The sequence below is a fragment of the Schaalia sp. genome (genome assembly GCF_050312375.1).
GTDB lineage: Bacteria > Actinomycetota > Actinomycetes > Actinomycetales > Actinomycetaceae > Pauljensenia > Pauljensenia hyovaginalis.
On the sequence record NZ_JBNOYB010000024.1, the window covers coordinates 20,759 to 36,852 of the forward strand.

Genomic DNA, 16,094 nt, shown 5'->3' on the forward strand with positions numbered 1-16,094 from the left:
TCTCAGCTCCTTGTCTTTCGGGACGTCCAGACGGACTGGCCGATGGCCAGGCCGAAAGCGAGAATCAGCAGAACGGTGCCGATCGCCGAGGCGTATCCGGCTTCGCGTCCTGCGCGCTCCTGATAGAGGAAAGTGGTGAGGAATTGGTTGGCGTTACCGGGCCCTCCCGCTGTCGTGAGCCACACGATGTCGAAGGTTTTGAGCGAACCGACGATTCCTAGGACGATGAGAGTCGAAGTCACACCCCGCAGCGAGGGGATGGTGACCGAGAAGAGGCGCCTCCACCATCCTGCCCCGTCGATCATCGCGGCTTCGTAGAGGTCCTTCGGGATCGCCATGATTCCGGCGTAGTAGATCATCATCGAGAAACCCATCCACTGGAAGACGTTGATGGCGACCATGGACCACGTGCCGAGATCCGCTCCGAGCCATTCGATGACTTCCCCTTGGCCGAGGAGGCCGACCGCCCGCAGGCTCTCATTGACGGTGCCGTAATTCGCTTCGAGCATGTATCGGAAGACTGTGGCGATGATGGCGGGTGCCATGGAGATCGGCAGGAAGAAGATCGCTTTGAAGATGTTCGAACCCGGGAGTCGTTCGGCGGCGATGACGGCGACGAAGAGGCCGAGACAGGCCTGGATCGTAATCGTGGCGATCATGAATACGACGTTGTTGCGCAGCGCCGTCCAGAACGTCGGGTCGCCCACGAGGGTCCAGTAGTTGTCGAGGCCGATGAAGCTCCAGTCGCGCAAACCGTTCCAGTCCGTGAGGCTGGCGAGAAGCGTGAATCCGATGAAGTAGTAGATCATCGCTCCGGAGATCAGCACGATCGGGGCTATGTAGAGGTACGGGCGTACCCCTCGCGCCAGCTGCACCATTGACTACTCCTTCATGCAGGGATGTTCACCGACGAGTCATTCAACGTTGAACGCACATCAGCAATCCCACTTCATTAGACGGGGAAACCCGCAGAAGGTGGTCGAACATTCGGCGCGTTCAACGTTGAACTGTATGAGTGTGTGTACTGTAGCACTGTCCCCTCCGGAAAGTGAAGGCCTATGCCACACTCTTCGCGCCGCGTCACTCTCAAAGACGTCGGCGATCACGTCGGCGTCAGTGCCAAGACCGTGTCGAATGTCGTCAACGGCACGGGCTGGGTGAGCGACGCAGTCCGCCTGCGCATTCAGGAAGCCATAGAAGAACTCGGATACCGGCCGAACGCAGCCGCACGCCATCTCCGTTCAGGCAATTCAGGCATCGTGTCCCTGGCGCTCCCCAACCTGCGCGAGCCCTACTTCGCAGGTCTCGCCTCGAGCTTCGTCACAGAGGCGCGCCGACGGAATCTCACGGTTCTCGTCACCCAGACCGATGGCGATCCGAAGCGCGAAGTAGCGGCGATTCAAGGAAGAGATCTGCCAGTCCTCGACGGAATCATCTGCTCGCCCCTCTCCGCACGAGCGCACGATCTCGGCGATCACGTGCCGCCGGTCCCCGTCGTTCTCATCGGAGAATACGGCGAGCACCTCAAGGTGCCGACGTTCAGCCACGTCGGAATCGATAATATCGCCGCATCACGCGCGGCGACGGCCCACCTCATCGCCCAGGGGTGTCGACACCTCGCTGTCGTCGGCTACCAGGAAGATCAGAGTCAGGCGACATCCCGACTTCGCTTCGAAGGTTACCGGCGCGCCCTTGATGAAGCCGGCCTCATCTTCGATCCTGCGCTCGTCGGGGCGGTGAGCTCGTTCAACCTGGGCGAGGCCTCTCAGGCGGTGCACTCCCTCGTCAGGAGCGGGCGCCCCTTCGATGGCATCGTCTGCTTCTCCGACACCATGGCTTTGGGCGCCTTGCACGCCCTCGCTTCGGAGAAGCTCAAGGTCCCAGAGCAGATCAAACTCATCGGTTTCGACAACATCGAAGAAGGGCGTTTCTCGATTCCTGCATTCGACACGGTGGATCCACGAGTCGAGTTGATGGCCTCCTCAGCCCTCGACATCATCCAGGCGCGCCCGCGCTCAGGCACCCGAGTGCGCATCCCCTTCGAAGTCCTCTCGCGATCCACGACCAGCTGAACGGGCGACGAGGAGCAGGGCTTCTCCTCCCACCCAAGCGAACTCACGGCGTTCCCCTGCCGCACCGGGTCGTGCCGGATGAATCAGCCCATCGAGGCTATGCCCGAGGCGGGCGGATCGCGAATACGGGGATCGAGCGCTCGCGCTCCCTTATTCCGTCGCTTCGAATGCGCCGTCAGCTGCGATCACATCCGGCGCATGATCGGCCTTGAAAACCCCCTCATCGTATGAGCTGATCGGCGGCAGGAGTTTACCGGGAAGTTTCATCTGTCCGAGGAGGTTGTCGAGGATCGACTGCGCGTACGACCTCATGTGCGGAGTCGCCACCGCATTCGCGAACTCGAAGAAGGCTTCACGGGCGAAAGCAGCATCTTCGGGAACCGAGTAGTTCACCGCGACATCGATCGACGCGCGCGTGAAGATCTCAGCTCCTACCGTGAAGATCGCCCTGAAAGAGACGATGCCGGGCCGAACGCTGTACATGCCGGCGACCTGGCACGACACCGGCATGTCCTTGAAGGACGCAGCTACAGTTTCAGTTTCGAGCTGCACACCGAAAAGAACGTCCTCGACAGGGTCGGATACACGGATCACTTCTTCGAGAGTCGACAGCGGTTGAGTCATCACGCTGCACTCACATAGTCGCGCCGATCGAGCTGACCCGCAGCGGATGGTCCACTTCGCCGAGAATTCTGCGCCCGAGAATCTGGATCCGCCGAAGACACGAAGATGTATTCGACGCTCGCACAGGCCCGCCATGACGCCGTCTCGACTTGAGCACCATCGGGAAGAAGGACCTGATGTCGAATATCTGCACCTACCGCGAGGGCGTAGCGGCGCAAGGTCGACAGTCGCGGGTCATTGTCCTGGCGTTCGAAATTGGCAACAGTCGGCTGAGATACGCCGAGTATTTCAGCGAGCTCCCGCTGCGTATATCCCGCACGCTTGCGGGCTTCAATGAGGGCCCAGCGCAAGTCATTATCAGCCAGGGCCAGGCGCTCGCTCGCTTCGACCAACTCATCGAAGGTCCGCGAATCCAGACGACTCTTGAGCGTCAACATAGCTTCAAACCTATCACGACTCGAGACATGCGGCGCAGTGATCCACATGACCCCACCGCTGTGACAAGCCCGACTCGAAGACCATTTGAGCGTCGGCCATGACCCGATTCTGCACGTCACTCATGGACTCCGATGGGATTCCCGGAGCGTCCTTTTGATGAAAGCGGAGGACGACGATGTCGGGGTCACCGCCTTCTGGTTCGGCGTGATAGAGACGGAAGGCGCCGAATCGTCTGCCATTCACTCGGATCTCCCACAGGTCGGGCTGCGAGACGACGGGTTCGAAGGCCCCTCGACGACCCTCGGGAAGCTGCCCTTTTGCAAACGACTTCAGCTGGCCGAGGACCTCCCCCACCAAGTGAGCACCCTGTACTTCCAGACCACGCCCTTTCAGTCCCCTCGCCCTGAGAGCTTCATATACGACCTCCGTGATCTCGCGCTGCACGTCAATCGCGCCAAAACGAGCACGGTGCACGGTAGCGGGCACCGCCCTGGGTGAAGCGCAGATCGACACACGCCTGGGAAGCTCTTTCATGAAGCGACGGTAACAAGTGCCATAGGCACGTGACGCTCACCCTTCTGGTGCGGATCGGGGCAATGCCGACCTACACCCCGAGGAAACGCTCGAGGTATTCCTTCAGAGCCCGGATCACCCGCTGCTTCTTCTCCGCCCGCGTCTCGGCGCCTGCGGCCTTCGCGAAGCGGGACATGGGCGGCAGGATCGAAAGGATCTCCGTGCCCTCCTCGGCCAGGTAGCCGCGATCGAGGGCTTTGGCGACGAAGGCGCGCGCGGCCTCAGGCTTGAGGTGCTCACTGTCGATGAGCTCGTCGAGTTCGAAGGCTTTGGCGGCGGCGAGGATCGCCTCCCAGTGAGCGCCTCCATCCGTGCCGGCCGTGTACGTGGCGAGGAAGCGCTCGATGAGATCACGCTTGGAGTACAGCGAGGGGCTGGCCTTGACGATCCGGGTGACGTCGGCCCTGATCTCGGCATCCTTCGATTCACCATGGGCGGCCTTGTGCTCTTCGACGAGGCGGATGATGTAGTCGATGTTCACCTCGACCTGTTTGATGAGTTCGATCTCGAAGACGAGGTCGTCGTTGATGACGGCCTTCTCGGCGTCCGCACGGGGTCGCAGCTCGTTGTAGATGTCGACGTAGATGCCCTTGTAGTCGGCGAATTCGCGCTCGGAAAGCGGGTCGTCGGCGGCGAATTCGTCGAAGGAGGTGAGGATGTTCCGCAGCCTGAGGACCTTGGAGAACAGCTCCACGAAGGCTTCCATCTCCGATTCGGAGATGATGAGACGATCGCGCGGGTATTCGCGCAGGTCGACGACCGCGTTGACGTATTCGCCGAGGTATTCCTCGTAGGGGCGGATGAGGAAGGAACCGCCGCCCTCCTTGTTGCCGAACAGGGTGATCGCGGCATCGACCTCGTCCTTGAGATTGCGGAAGCAGACGATGTTGCCGTAGGACTTCACAGCGTTGAGGATGCGGTTGGTGCGCGAGAAGGCCTGGATGAGCCCGTGCGTGCGCAGGTTCTTGTCGACCCACAGCGTGTTGAGGGTTTTCGAGTCGAAGCCCGTGAGGAACATGTTGACGACGATGACGAGATCGATTTCGCGGGTGGTGAGCTTCTTCGCGATGTCTTCGTAGTAGGACTCGAAGCCGTTGGCGGAGGAGTCGTAGTTCGTTCCGAACCTGGCGTTGTAGTCGGCGATCGCACGTTCAAGGAAGTCGCGGTCGTCTCGTGTCAGGGCGGTGGGGTCGACGCTTTCCTCCGCGAGGGAATCCCCCGGCGCTTCGGTGTTGGGCGCGTAGGAGTAGATGATGCCGATGCTCAGGCGCTCATCTGACGGCAGGTGCTCCTGCTGGCGTTGGAATTCGGCGTAGTAGTCGCGGGCTGCCGGGATCGATTGGGTGGCGAGCAGGGAGTTGAAGCCGCGGATGCGTCGCTCGCCCAGCGTGTAGCTGGATTGGCGTTTGGTCTTCTGGTCGAAGTGTTCGCGGATGTAGGTGACGATCCCGGCGATGCGGCGCGGATCGCGGAACACCGCTTCGGTGTCGATGCCGGCCACTTCGGCGTCCTCGACCTCGCCGGAGTGGCGGAAGGTGTCGATGTAGTCGACGCGGAAGGGCAGGACGTTCCGGTCGGCGACGGCGTTGAGGATCGTGTAGGAGTGAAGCTGGTCGCCGAAGGCCTGGACGGTGGTGCGCAGGTGGATGTTTCCCGAGGCTGAGGAGTTCTCGGCGAAGATCGGCGTCCCGGTGAATCCGAAGAGGTGGTAGTTCGTGAAGGCCTTGGTGATGGCGGTGTGCATGTCGCCGAATTGACTACGGTGGCATTCGTCGAAGATGAGGACGACGTGCCCGGAGTAGATGGCGTGCCCGCGGTGGGCGGCGACGAAGTTCGAGAGTTTCTGGATGGTCGTGACGATGATCGGGACGTGCGGGTCGTTGATCTGCGCGGCGAGTTGACCGGTCGACTGGTTGGCCGATACCGTCCCGGCGGCGAAGCGGTTGTATTCCTTGATGGTCTGGTGGTCGAGGTCCTTGCGGTCGACGACGAAGAGGACCTTGTCGATTTCGGGCAGTCCGGCGGCGAGTTTCGCGGTTTTGAATGAGGTGAGGGTCTTGCCCGATCCGGTCGTGTGCCAGATGTAGCCGCCGGCCTCGAGGCTGCCTGTGGTCTTCTGAATGGTCGAGGTGTGGATCCGCTGGAGGATCGCTTCGGTTGCGGCGATCTGGTAGGGGCGCATGACGAGGAGTTTCGCCTCGGTGGTGAAGACGCAGTAGCGGGTGAGGATCGCGAGGATCGTGTGCTTGGCGAAGAACGTGCGCGTGAAGTCCTCGAGCCGGGTGATCTGGTGGTTGCGCGCGTCGGTCCACCAGCAGGTGAATTCGAAGGAGTCGGAGGTGGCGGCCTTCGCCTGGGGGCGTCCGGGCCGGTCTTCGGTGATGTGGTCGCGGCGCGTCGTGTTCGAGTAGTACTTCGTGTGCGTCCCGTTGGAGATGACGAAGACCTGCACGTAGTCGAAGAGGCCCGCGCCCGCCCAGAATGAGTCGCGCTGGTAGCGGTTGATCTGGTTGAAGGCTTCTTTAAGGGCGACGCCGCGGCGTTTGAGTTCGATGTGGACCAGGGGCAGGCCGTTGACGAGGATCGTGACGTCGTAGCGGTTGTCGTGCGCACCTGATTCGACGACGTACTGGTTCGTCACCTGGAGTCGGTTGTTGTGGATCCGTTCCTTGTCGATGAGGCGGATGTTCTTGGTTTCTCCGGTGTCGCGCAGGAGGACTTGGACGTGGTCTTCTTGGATGCGCCGCGTTTTCTCAATGATGCCGTCGTTGCGCCCTGAGATCTTCTCGGCGAAGAAGCGCTCCCATTCCGAGTCGGTGAAGGCGTAGTGGTTGAGGGCTTCGAGTTGAGTGCGCAGGTTCGCGATCATCGCCGCTTCGGAGTCGAAGACGATGTACTCGTAGGCCTGTCTTTGGAGTTGGGTGATGAATTCCTTTTCGAGGGCGGCTTCGGACTGATACGACAGGTCGGTATCGGGTCCGGGCTCGAATTGGGCGACGACCGTCGCCTCGTCGGTGAGGATGATCGGTTCGATCCGCATGGAGGGATTGAAGCCCGTGTCGACCGAAGCACTCATGCGGGTTCCTCCCCGTTGATGATTCTTGTTTCCGTTCCCGCCGACGAGGGCGGGGCTGCAGGGCTGGACGAATCGGAAGCGGTGACGCCGCGTTCTTCCCATTCGCCATAGGTGAGGCCGTCTGCGGTGATCCAGGAGATTCGGCCATTGCATGAGCGACCGGATGCGATTGCGCCGGCGGCCGAGGGCGAGGAGAAGGGGATGTCTCGGGTGACGATGCCGACCGCCTCGTCGACCCGGATCGAACCATCGGCGACGAGCTTCTCGAAGCGGGATTGCAGTCCGTTGTAGGCACGTTGGGTCGTATCCGCTTTCGCCTTGCCCGTCCATCTCCCTGCGACCTGCGAGCCCTCGAGCATGATGAGTTCTCCCGAGATGAACTGGGCTCGCGCATGAATGCTGCGCCTGGGGATTTCGAGGTGGAAGATCGGGGATTCCTCACTTGCAATGTTGAGCACCGGAGTTTCGACGCGGTCCTTCGTACGGGTCTTCAAGGCTGTGACGCCGAGGACGGGGAGGATCAACCGCACCTTGTCGATGAAGTCTTCAACATCGGATTTTTGCGCTTCGGAAAGCTTTCGCCGTTGTGGAGTCTGCTTGTTGTCATCGAGGGTCGCACGTTCGGCACGCATCGCGATCTCGACCAAGCGCGATTCGATGTACCCCCAGTGCCCTTCGTTGAAGGAGTCATCTGCGGACGAGATGAGGACGGCCCGGTCCCACCAGTCCTTCTTCTGCTTGTGGTCGAGGAAGCGCTTGGTGAAGTCCTCGGTCTTCCCGATATAGCAGCGCGTCGATTCGATCGCCTCCGGGTCATCGCCGAGCAGCAGATAGACGCCGTTGCGGTGGGCTTCTTCTCGGGCGAGCAGTTCGGAGAGTTTCGAGCGGGGCCCGTAGAGGACATGACCCGACCAGGACACGAGATCGGCGGTCGCGATACCGCCGACCTCGCCGTCGACGAGGAAGAGTTCGATGTGCATGCCGCGTGCCACGGGAATCACTTCTTTTCGGGGAAGGTCAGGAGTCGATCGCGGTAGTACTCGTACTGCTGACGCCGAGCCGCGATCTCGGCGGGCAGACCGGAAGAGAGGTCATTGACGAGGGCATCGAAGTCATCGAGGACATCTGCGATTTCACCTTGTACTGACAGCGGAATGATTGGCACAAGAATCTTCTTCAACGCCTCTTTTGAAACGTTGAATCGAGTCACTCCCATCGATGTCCTCACGAGCTGCGCACGCATTCGCGCCGACCGAAAGAGATGCTTGGTGAAGCGCGGATCAAAAAGTTTCGAGTCACTCCACCGAGCTCCAATCGAAAAGCTATTGAGGTAGGTCACTTCCGAGGGCTCATCGACTACGACAGATGACATCGCCGTCTCCTCACGATTCTCAGAGGAACCCGTAAACAAGAGATCACCTTGACGCACGGCCTTCTGTCGCTCGCCCTCGCCAATCAATACTCGATCTTTTCCAGAAAGATCCGCAGCCATATTGTCGAAGACATTTCTATAAGAGATATAGGGGCAACCACTGTGGGCGAAATCAGCCTTTGATTTTCCAATCAAGCCGCCATAGAGAGTCGCGATATCACTCATCAGAGCCCACCTGACCTCGAATGCCCGGAAGCCTCGAAGAGAGCACCCCCCCCCGCTTCAAAATCGAAACTTAAAAGACGATCTCGATAGAAGGCATACTGCACCCTGCGCGCCTCAAGCTCCGCCTCAAGCTCCGCCTCAAGCTTAGTGAAAGAATCGAGAATACCAACAACCTCTCGCTGAATCTCAATCGGCGGAACAGGGATCAATATACGGGAGAGAGAGGCGTCCGAAATGCGTCGAACTTTCGTACCAGTAAGGTATTTTTTCTTCCGCGTCTGAAACTCCATAGAAGCGAAGAAATGAGACACGTACTTCGGATCGAGTGAATGACGATAGATATACGCATCACCACCAATGACGCAGTCGTCAAGACCAAGCCAAGCCGTAGCCTTGCCGACCGCATCATCATCTTCGCTCGTCGTTGCGATCAGTAAGTCTCCGTACTCAACATGACGGAGGCGGCGCGCCATCTCGGCAGGAACCTTCGACACGGCATGGTCAGTTGAGATTCCGAAACGGGTATGGATCTGACCGTAATGAACCGCTGCAACACCTTCATCAACGAAGTCAGACTTCTGAATCCCGTTCCCCCGGATGAAAACCCCGACTTCCCCAAGAGGCCTGTATTCAACCCCATCCGGACACATCTCGGCGACCATGCGCTCGATCCGGTTCATCGCACACCGCCCTCGAGGTCAGCGACGATCGCGTCGATCTTCGCCCGCAGCTCCGCCTGACGCTCGACAATGCCGGCGATCCGCTCGTTGAGCTCGGCGATGTCGACCTCCTCGCGTATATCCTCCGGCTCCACATAGGACGAGACCGAGAGGTTGTAGGAGTTGCCCGCGATCGTCTCCGCGTCGATCAGCGCCCCCTTGTATTCGATATCCGCCCTCGCCACCAGGGAATCAATGATGAAGTCGCGATTCGCCTCAGTCAGAACGTTCTTGTTCCCCTTGCGCTCGAACTGGTCCGAGGCGTCGAGGAAGAAGACCGCATTATCCTTCTTCGACTTCTTCAACACGATGATGCAGGTCGCGATCGTCGTGCCGAAGAACAGGTCCGGCGGCAACTGGATCACCGCATCGACGTAGTTGTTGTCCACGAGGTACTGGCGGATCTTCTGCTCGGCCGCCCCGCGATACAGGACACCCGGGAACTCGACGATCGCCGCCGTCCCGTCGACCTTCAACCAATTGAGCATGTGCATCGTGAAAGCGAGATCCGCCTTCGACTTCGGCGCCAGGGCTCCGGCGGGGGCGAACCGCGGATCATGCAGCAGCGTCGGATCATCCTTGCCGACCCACTTCGTCGAATACGGCGGGTTCGACACGATCGCGTCGAAAGGCTCGTCATCCCAATGCGCGGGCTCGAGCAGCGTATCCCCCAGCGCGATGTCGAAGTTCGCGAAGTTGATGTCGTGCAGGAACATGTTGATCCGGCACAGGTTGTAGGTCGTCAGATTGATCTCCTGGCCGAAGAAGCCCTCGACCTTGTCAGCGCCGAGGATCTTCGCGAACTTCAAGAGGAGCGAGCCCGAACCGCAGGCGGGGTCGTACACCCGCCCCACGCGCTCACGCCCATCGATCGCAATGCGTGCAAGAACCTCTGACACCTCCTGCGGAGTGAAGAACTCACCGCCCGACTTGCCCGCGCTCGAGGCGTACATCGTCATGAGGTATTCGTAGGCGTCACCGAAGGCATCGATCGTCGACTCCCCGTAGGACAGATCCATATCACCGATCGCGTCCAGGATCTTCACGAGTTTGAGATTGCGCTGAGCGACCGTGTTCCCCAACTTCGGCGAATTCACATCGATATCGGCGAAGAGGCCTTTCATGTCCTTCTCGGCCCGGGTCCCGATCGAGGAGCGCTCGATGTTCGCGAAGACCGTCGACAGAGTCTCATTGAGGTTCTCATTGTGGGCGGCCCTGGCCCTCACGTTGACGAAGAGCTCGGACGGGCGGATGAAAAAGCCCTTCTCGTTCACGAGGTCGCGACGGAACTTGGGATCTTCAACATCAGAATCCGACGCCAGGGTGTAATCGAATCCCTCATTCCCGGACTCGGCCTCGCCCTCGTTGATGAAGACCGTCAGGTTCTCGGAGATGAAGCGGTAGAACAGGAAGCCGAGCACGTAGGACTTGAAGTCCCAACCGTCAACGGCTCCACGCAGGTCGTTCGCGATCTGCCAGATCGTCCGGTGCAGCTCAGCGCGCTGATTCTCCGATGCCATCTCATGCCTCTTCTTCGCGGGGCGGTGACTTCCTCATAGAGTTTGCCACCCCGCTCCCCCGTTTCCGGCCAGCACATGCAGTTCAGCCGAGGTTCTCCGATTCATCCGCCGGGCGTTCGGCGCTCGCGCACGCTGCCTTCCCTCTCTCAGCGACGAACATCAGTCCGACAACGGCGTCGTGAAGAGCATGTCAAGGAGCTCCGTATTGACGAAGATGACGGTCCTGCCGATCTTCTCTTTGACGATGAGACCTGAGCCCGCGAGATCCGTGAGCCAGCGCGCCGCAGTCTGGCGCTTCGCAAGTCCCGTCTCGACGACGTTCTCGATACGCAAATAGGGCTGCGCATAGAGCAAGCGGCTCAACTCGACGGCCGGGAGCTTCGAATTCTGCTCACGGATACGCGTCTCCAAGGCCGCTCGCATCCGGTCGGTCGTCTCAACGATGCGGAGTGTCCACTTCGCCGTCGACTCGATGCCCGCCAGCATGAAGAGGATCCACGGCTGCCACGCGTCCTCGCAGGTCACAGCGTTGAGGCGCTCGTAGTAGGTGTCCTTGTGCCGCACGATCTAGCCGGAAAGGTAGAGGATCGGGAGGCGAAGCAGCTCGGACTCAATGAGGAACAACGTGTTGAGAACTCGACCCGTTCGGCCATTGCCATCGAAGAACGGATGAATCGCCTCGAACTGATAGTGGGCGAGTGCCATGACGACGAGCGGGTCGAGTCCATTGTCGGCATGGAGGAAACTCTCCCAGGCAGAGAGATGATCGAGGAGGAGGCCTTTTCCCTCTGGGGGAGTGTAGATGCGACGCCTTGTCGCAGGACTGCCGATAAAGGTTCCGGGAAGGTCTCGGATGACGGCCTCGCGTCCCTGGATTCGACTGCATACCTCGATCGCCGTTCTCACTGTGAGGGGGCGCTCACGGAGGGAGTCGAATCCCGCGCGCAATGCTTCCCGGTAGCGCAGCGCCTCTTTCACCTGGGGCGTCGGCGCGGGAAGAGCACCGCTCGCAGCCTTGAAGAGCTCATCATTCGTCGTGACGATGTTCTCGATCTCGCTGGAAGCCTGAGCCTCCATCAGCGGAATGATGTTGATGAACACCGTCGAGACGCGCAAGGGCACGACTAGCCGAAATCGCAGCCTTGAGGACCGTCGGGCTCTCAACATCCCCGGCAGGGGGAAGCGGAGGGAGATCCTGGAATGGCCGATCCGGGTGGTTCCACATGTCGATAGCGTAACCGCATGGGAAGAACGTGTCGATATTCGGACGATATTTCGACACGTCTCGAGAACAGGTCGATCTCATCGACATATCGAAGCGGCCGCTGTCCCCCGATCAGGTTCGAGCTCCCACTTCATCCTTCGGAGGAAGGCGCCCCGCCGCCCGCCTCGGCGAACACCCCGCCACCGGCAGAGAAACCGGCAGAAAAGAGGCGCCCCTCGACGCCTGCGTCATCCTGCCCGATCAAGAGACGCGCCTCAGTGCACGACCTGGATGATCCACGCGCCGAGCAGGGCGACCCACACGGCGGTCAGCATCGAGGTGAGGGTCCCGATGAGGAATCGTTCGGCGAAAGCCGGATCATCGCGCAATTCGGCGAAACGACCGAGCCCCTTGACGGCGACGACGACCGCGATGAGCTCCGCATGACCCGTGACGACGCAGGTCGCAACGGCGGCCCGCTCGAGGAGGCCGACCAGGGTGCCGCCCCTCGGCACCTCCGTCTTCGGCGCGGGCGCCTCGAGGATGAATTCACCCCCGTCCTCGCGCGAATGCGCGGTCTTGTCGGGAAGCTGCGCGAAACGCAGGACGAGGACGGTGATCGCCCAGCCGATGAGGACGGCGGCGAGGACGACGCCGGCCCCGGCGAGGATGACGGGAAGCGAGGGCGGCTCGTTCATCGGTCACTCCTTCGGCTCGCACTCCGATAACAGCCTGCGCACAAGACCGTAGCAGGCGACTTGCTCGCGCCTGGCGGACTGGGCGTAGACCTGCGAGATCGCCGATGCGGAAACACCGAGCCGCTCGGCCGCCTCGGCCATCGTCTCACTGGCCTCCACGGCTTCGACGACCTCCCACTGGCGACGGGTCCGGGACGCCGACACCGCTTCGATGAGTCGGATGAGCGCTTCGCCCTCGCGGGCCGGCTCTTCGGCCCGCGAGCGCAGGGCGATCGAATGACGTGAATTCTTCACGCTTTCGAGTGCTTCGCGGGCGAGGACGAAGGCCTCGCCCCGGCCCGAACGGGAATCGGGGGCGTCCTCGGCGAAGGGGAGCTCAACGGCCCCTGCGCCGATCCCGCAGCGCCAGAGGCCGGAGCGCAGAAGCCTGTCGATGATCGCGACGACGGCCTCGGGCTCAGCGGCAACCCCTTGAATCTCGTCGCCGGCGGTGCGGACGAAGGGGCTTTCGATCGGGATCGACGCGAGTTCGGCGAGAATGCCCGGAACGCGGTCCTCCTCTTCTCGCGAGCGGCGCTGATCGATCGTGAGGACGAACATCGCGTCTCCTTCCCTTGAGGCACGCCAACACCTTGAATGAAGCATAGCAGCTTCATAATGCCTACATAAGGTTCATAGCTTAATTATGACTGCTTCAGTTGCTAACCTGAACCACTCTCTCCTCGACGGAAACGAGCACGACAACGCCCCGTAACACCCACCCCACGAGGCCCTTCCGGCGCAGCGGTCGCGCCGCCCCTCGATTCCTGAAAGACTGACCGCGCCCACGCCCCACGACCCGGAGGACCCATGCGCCCCTTCTCCCCCGCGCTCCGCACCGCAGCCGCCGCCGCAATCACTCTCCTCGCCCTGACGGCCTGCACCTCCCCCCAGTCCGCGAGTACTCCCGCCAGTTCCGAAGCATCGGCGGAACAGACGCCCAGCAGCGGGCAGTCATCCAACAGCGGACAGTCGTCCGAAACGAGCGCGACACCCCTCATCATCGACGTCCGAACCCCCGAAGAGTTCGCCGCCGGTCATCTCGACGGCGCCATCAACATCGACGCCACGGCCGCGGACTTCTCCGAGCAGATCGCTAAGCTCGATCCGAAAGGCGCCTACACCCTCTACTGCCGCTCGGGAAACCGGGCCGCTCGAGCCGCCGAACTCATGACCGCCGCCGGATTCACCGAAGTCCGCAACGCGGGCGGACTCGAGGAGGCCGCGAAGTCCCTCGCTCTCCCGATCGTCACCGACTGACCATCCCGCCCGCGATAGGCGCGAAGCCCCGCATCGCACGCAGCCCGAACGCACCCGCTGTCGCCGCCTCCTCGCACCGACCGACGACGACCTCATGAAAGAGCCCCCGTGAAGACAAGGACCTCCCTGCTCGGCGCGCTCGCCGCCGCAACCCTCGCCCTCGGCGGCTGCCAGTACTTCGAGCAGTCCGTCAAAGACGTCAGCGCCGAATTCCGCGGGATCACCGCGACCGTCGAGACCTTCGACGTCAACGCGAACGCCCTCGACCGCATCACCGGCAGATCCATCCAGGTCACCACCGACGACCGCTTCGACATCACCGACGCCGAAGGCAAGATCACGAAGGAATCCTCCGTCCTCAAACTCACCGTCGGAGGCGAACCCGTCTACCACGTCGGCAGCTCGCTCATCCTCGCCGAACAGGGCCTCGAATCGATCCTCAACGACGCCAACGCGAAGGCCGAAGTCAACTCGACCGACTCCTCGATCCCCTTCCTCTCGCGCCTCAAGACCTCCTTCGACGAGTTCTTCACCGGAAAGGACTACACCGTCCTCATCCGCTCCCAGGAGGGGACCCCCATCGCCGTCTACTCCGGAGACAAAGTGAGTTCCTACTCCGCCGAGGGCATCCCCAACTCGACCGTGCTCCTCATCGACCACAAGCGCCTGTTCATCTACCGCTGCGACTACACGATCTATTCCTCGGAGCTCATCCAATAGAACCCCCGGTTCACCCCGCTCTGAGGGAGCCGCACTTCCGCCCTCGTCGCCGACGAGGAGCCGACGGACCCGCAGACGCCCGGGCGTCTAACGACCGGTGCGCGCCCGACGCGCCTTCCCCAGCATCGACACCACCACTGCCACGAGGAAGCAGGAGAACAAGATCCCGCCCAAGCGCGGGGAAATCGAGTGCGCCACCCAGGCCCCCGCAGGAGTCACCAGCGCCGCCATCGCGCCGACCAGCAGACCAGCCTTGAGATCCACCAGTCCGCGTCTCGCATTGGTCCAGGTGCCCGACACGGCCGTCGGGATCATGACGAGCAGAGAAGTCCCCCGGGCGAGCAGATCACCGACTCCGACCAGCAGTTCGAGGCCCGGGACGATGATCGAGCCGCCGCCGACGCCCACAAGACCGGAGAAGACGCCCGAGAGCAAGCCGACGAAGACCAGTCCGATCGCGCGCGGAGCATCGAGAACGAGAACCGCGTCTCGCACCGGGATGTGCAAGCGCTGAGCGATCACGACGAGCACCACGAACGCGGTGAAGATCCACGGAAGGACCCTGTCGGGGATCCGCTGGAGCAAACGCACGCCGATCTGCGCGCCCACCAGCGCGCCCACGATGAGGAATAGGGCCGCGATCCACGAGACCTGCCCTCCGAGGGCGTAGGAGGTGACACCGGCGCCCGCCGTGAGAATGATCGCCACGAGGGAGGCTGCCGAAGCCCTGCGCTGGTCCATCCCGAGCACGGTCATGAGGGCCGGGACGATGATCAGGCCTCCGCCCACGCCGAAGAGGCCTGCGAGGAATCCTGCGGCCGCGCCCGTCAGGAGGACGAGGGCGAGGCGCACCGGCCCCATTCGACCGGAAGGCTCGGCGCCTTCCCGGGATTGATCAATCGCGTTCACGACTGGCGATTCTACGCCCGGTGATCCGAAGGGCCTCGGGCGGGCTGCGTCTGAGACGCTTCAGTCGGGATGCCTCTTTCGAGCGCCTGCGTGAAGCGAACGCTCCCGCAGGCCCGCCAAGGCCGCATTCTGGAGGCCAACCCCGCATACGAGAAACACCATGCGGGATTAACCCCTCCAACAACCCCGCCAACCCCACACACAAAGGGCCAACCCCGCACACAAGAAACACACTGCGGGATCAACCCCTCCAATGAACCCGCCAACCCCGTACACAAGGGGCCGAGCCCGAACACAAAGGGCCAACCCCGCGTACGGCGCCCGCCCCCGCGCGGGAGCACTGCGCCCCGCCCCGTCCCCTCGAGCGACCTTTCCGGCCCGATTCTTGGCCCCTCGATATTCATTCCAGCGGACATGACAAAAGCCCCTGACCAGATGTTTCACCTGGTCAGGGGCTTTTTCCTAGTAGCGGGGGCCAGATTTGAACTGACGACCTCCGGGTTATGAGCCCGGCGAGCTACCGAACTGCTCCACCCCGCGTCGGTGATACCTACAGTAGCCCTCGCAGCCTGGACCTTCAAACCGAGAGCGGTGAGCTTCCTAACAGAGGAAGCCCACCGCCCCGGATCAAGTGCGCAGCTCACT

General features: G+C 61.8%; 17 protein-coding genes and 1 tRNA gene. 3 read left to right on the forward strand and 15 right to left on the reverse strand.

Translation table 11 applies throughout. The annotated features are described in order from the left end of the window. Window positions 1-2 precede the first annotated feature (2 nt). Complete coding sequence (locus ACQY7V_RS01505; RefSeq protein ID WP_277299241.1) at window positions 3-878, reverse strand: carbohydrate ABC transporter permease; 876 nt, start codon at window positions 876-878, stop codon at window positions 3-5. Between the two features lie 180 nt (window positions 879-1,058). Here ACQY7V_RS01505 and ACQY7V_RS01510 point away from each other — a divergent pair, with 180 nt between their 5' ends. After that, the gene (locus tag ACQY7V_RS01510) at window positions 1,059-2,072 is read left to right on the forward strand and encodes a LacI family DNA-binding transcriptional regulator (RefSeq protein WP_277299240.1); all 1,014 of its coding nucleotides are present in this window, start codon (window positions 1,059-1,061) and stop codon (window positions 2,070-2,072) included. A gap of 150 nt (window positions 2,073-2,222) precedes the next feature. Here ACQY7V_RS01510 and ACQY7V_RS01515 read toward each other — a convergent pair whose 3' ends face one another. The 12 genes from ACQY7V_RS01515 to ACQY7V_RS01570 form a co-directional block, all read right to left on the reverse strand. Then, window positions 2,223-2,699 carry a hypothetical protein gene (locus ACQY7V_RS01515; protein ID WP_428638573.1) on the reverse strand — a complete coding sequence of 159 codons (477 nt, stop codon included), beginning with the start codon at window positions 2,697-2,699 and terminating at the stop codon, window positions 2,223-2,225. After that, window positions 2,696-3,133, reverse strand: a complete 438-nt coding sequence (locus ACQY7V_RS01520; RefSeq protein ID WP_277299238.1) for a helix-turn-helix domain-containing protein — start codon at window positions 3,131-3,133, stop codon at window positions 2,696-2,698. The genes ACQY7V_RS01515 and ACQY7V_RS01520 overlap by 4 nt, the downstream gene beginning before the upstream one ends. 13 nt (window positions 3,134-3,146) lie before the next feature. Beyond that, window positions 3,147-3,668 (reverse strand): hypothetical protein, encoded by a 522-nt coding sequence (locus ACQY7V_RS01525; protein WP_277299237.1) that lies wholly within the window; start codon window positions 3,666-3,668, stop codon window positions 3,147-3,149. A 70-nt stretch (window positions 3,669-3,738) separates the two neighbouring features. Beyond that, window positions 3,739-6,783: a type I restriction endonuclease subunit R gene (locus tag ACQY7V_RS01530; protein ID WP_428638575.1), complete on the reverse strand. Its 3,045-nt coding sequence runs from the start codon at window positions 6,781-6,783 to the stop codon at window positions 3,739-3,741. Then, a complete protein-coding gene (locus ACQY7V_RS01535) occupies window positions 6,780-7,775 on the reverse strand; it encodes a GIY-YIG nuclease family protein (RefSeq protein ID WP_235361333.1) in 996 nt (331 codons plus the stop codon). The genes ACQY7V_RS01530 and ACQY7V_RS01535 overlap by 4 nt, the downstream gene beginning before the upstream one ends. Window positions 7,776-7,780: 5 nt before the next feature. Then, window positions 7,781-8,380, reverse strand: coding sequence for a restriction endonuclease subunit S (locus tag ACQY7V_RS01540; protein WP_428638578.1), 600 nt, complete (start codon window positions 8,378-8,380; stop codon window positions 7,781-7,783). Next, window positions 8,380-9,060 carry a restriction endonuclease subunit S gene (locus ACQY7V_RS01545; protein WP_235361331.1) on the reverse strand — a complete coding sequence of 227 codons (681 nt, stop codon included), beginning with the start codon at window positions 9,058-9,060 and terminating at the stop codon, window positions 8,380-8,382. Before ACQY7V_RS01545 ends, ACQY7V_RS01540 begins: the two co-directional genes overlap by 1 nt. Next, entirely contained in the window at window positions 9,057-10,619 is a 1,563-nt protein-coding gene (locus ACQY7V_RS01550; protein WP_235361330.1) for a type I restriction-modification system subunit M, read from the reverse strand. The genes ACQY7V_RS01545 and ACQY7V_RS01550 overlap by 4 nt, the downstream gene beginning before the upstream one ends. 159 nt (window positions 10,620-10,778) lie before the next feature. Continuing rightward, window positions 10,779-11,183: a hypothetical protein gene (locus ACQY7V_RS01555; RefSeq protein ID WP_428638580.1), complete on the reverse strand. Its 405-nt coding sequence runs from the start codon at window positions 11,181-11,183 to the stop codon at window positions 10,779-10,781. Window positions 11,184-11,186: 3 nt separating this feature from the next. Next, on the reverse strand, window positions 11,187-11,720 hold the full coding sequence (locus ACQY7V_RS01560) for a Fic family protein (protein ID WP_428638582.1): 534 nt from the start codon (window positions 11,718-11,720) through the stop codon (window positions 11,187-11,189). A 378-nt stretch (window positions 11,721-12,098) separates the two neighbouring features. Then, a complete protein-coding gene (locus ACQY7V_RS01565; RefSeq protein ID WP_428638583.1) occupies window positions 12,099-12,521 on the reverse strand; it encodes a hypothetical protein in 423 nt (140 codons plus the stop codon). Window positions 12,522-12,524: 3 nt separating this feature from the next. Beyond that, the gene (locus ACQY7V_RS01570; protein ID WP_428638585.1) at window positions 12,525-13,121 is read right to left on the reverse strand and encodes a SatD family protein; all 597 of its coding nucleotides are present in this window, start codon (window positions 13,119-13,121) and stop codon (window positions 12,525-12,527) included. A 249-nt stretch (window positions 13,122-13,370) separates the two neighbouring features. On the opposite strand from ACQY7V_RS01570, the gene ACQY7V_RS01575 reads away from it, so the two are divergent. Together ACQY7V_RS01575 and ACQY7V_RS01580 are read left to right on the forward strand one after the other, a co-directional pair. After that, window positions 13,371-13,820, forward strand: coding sequence for a rhodanese-like domain-containing protein (locus tag ACQY7V_RS01575; protein WP_277299228.1), 450 nt, complete (start codon window positions 13,371-13,373; stop codon window positions 13,818-13,820). Window positions 13,821-13,928: 108 nt separating this feature from the next. Beyond that, complete coding sequence (locus ACQY7V_RS01580; RefSeq protein ID WP_235361327.1) at window positions 13,929-14,540, forward strand: DUF5052 family protein; 612 nt, start codon at window positions 13,929-13,931, stop codon at window positions 14,538-14,540. 87 nt (window positions 14,541-14,627) lie between these two features. On the opposite strand, the gene ACQY7V_RS01585 is transcribed toward ACQY7V_RS01580, so the two are convergent. Together ACQY7V_RS01585 and ACQY7V_RS01590 are read right to left on the reverse strand one after the other, a co-directional pair. Next, window positions 14,628-15,401 carry a sulfite exporter TauE/SafE family protein gene (locus ACQY7V_RS01585; RefSeq protein WP_320772574.1) on the reverse strand — a complete coding sequence of 258 codons (774 nt, stop codon included), beginning with the start codon at window positions 15,399-15,401 and terminating at the stop codon, window positions 14,628-14,630. A gap of 514 nt (window positions 15,402-15,915) precedes the next feature. After that, window positions 15,916-15,989 (reverse strand) — tRNA-Met (locus tag ACQY7V_RS01590). Window positions 15,990-16,094 lie beyond the last annotated feature (105 nt).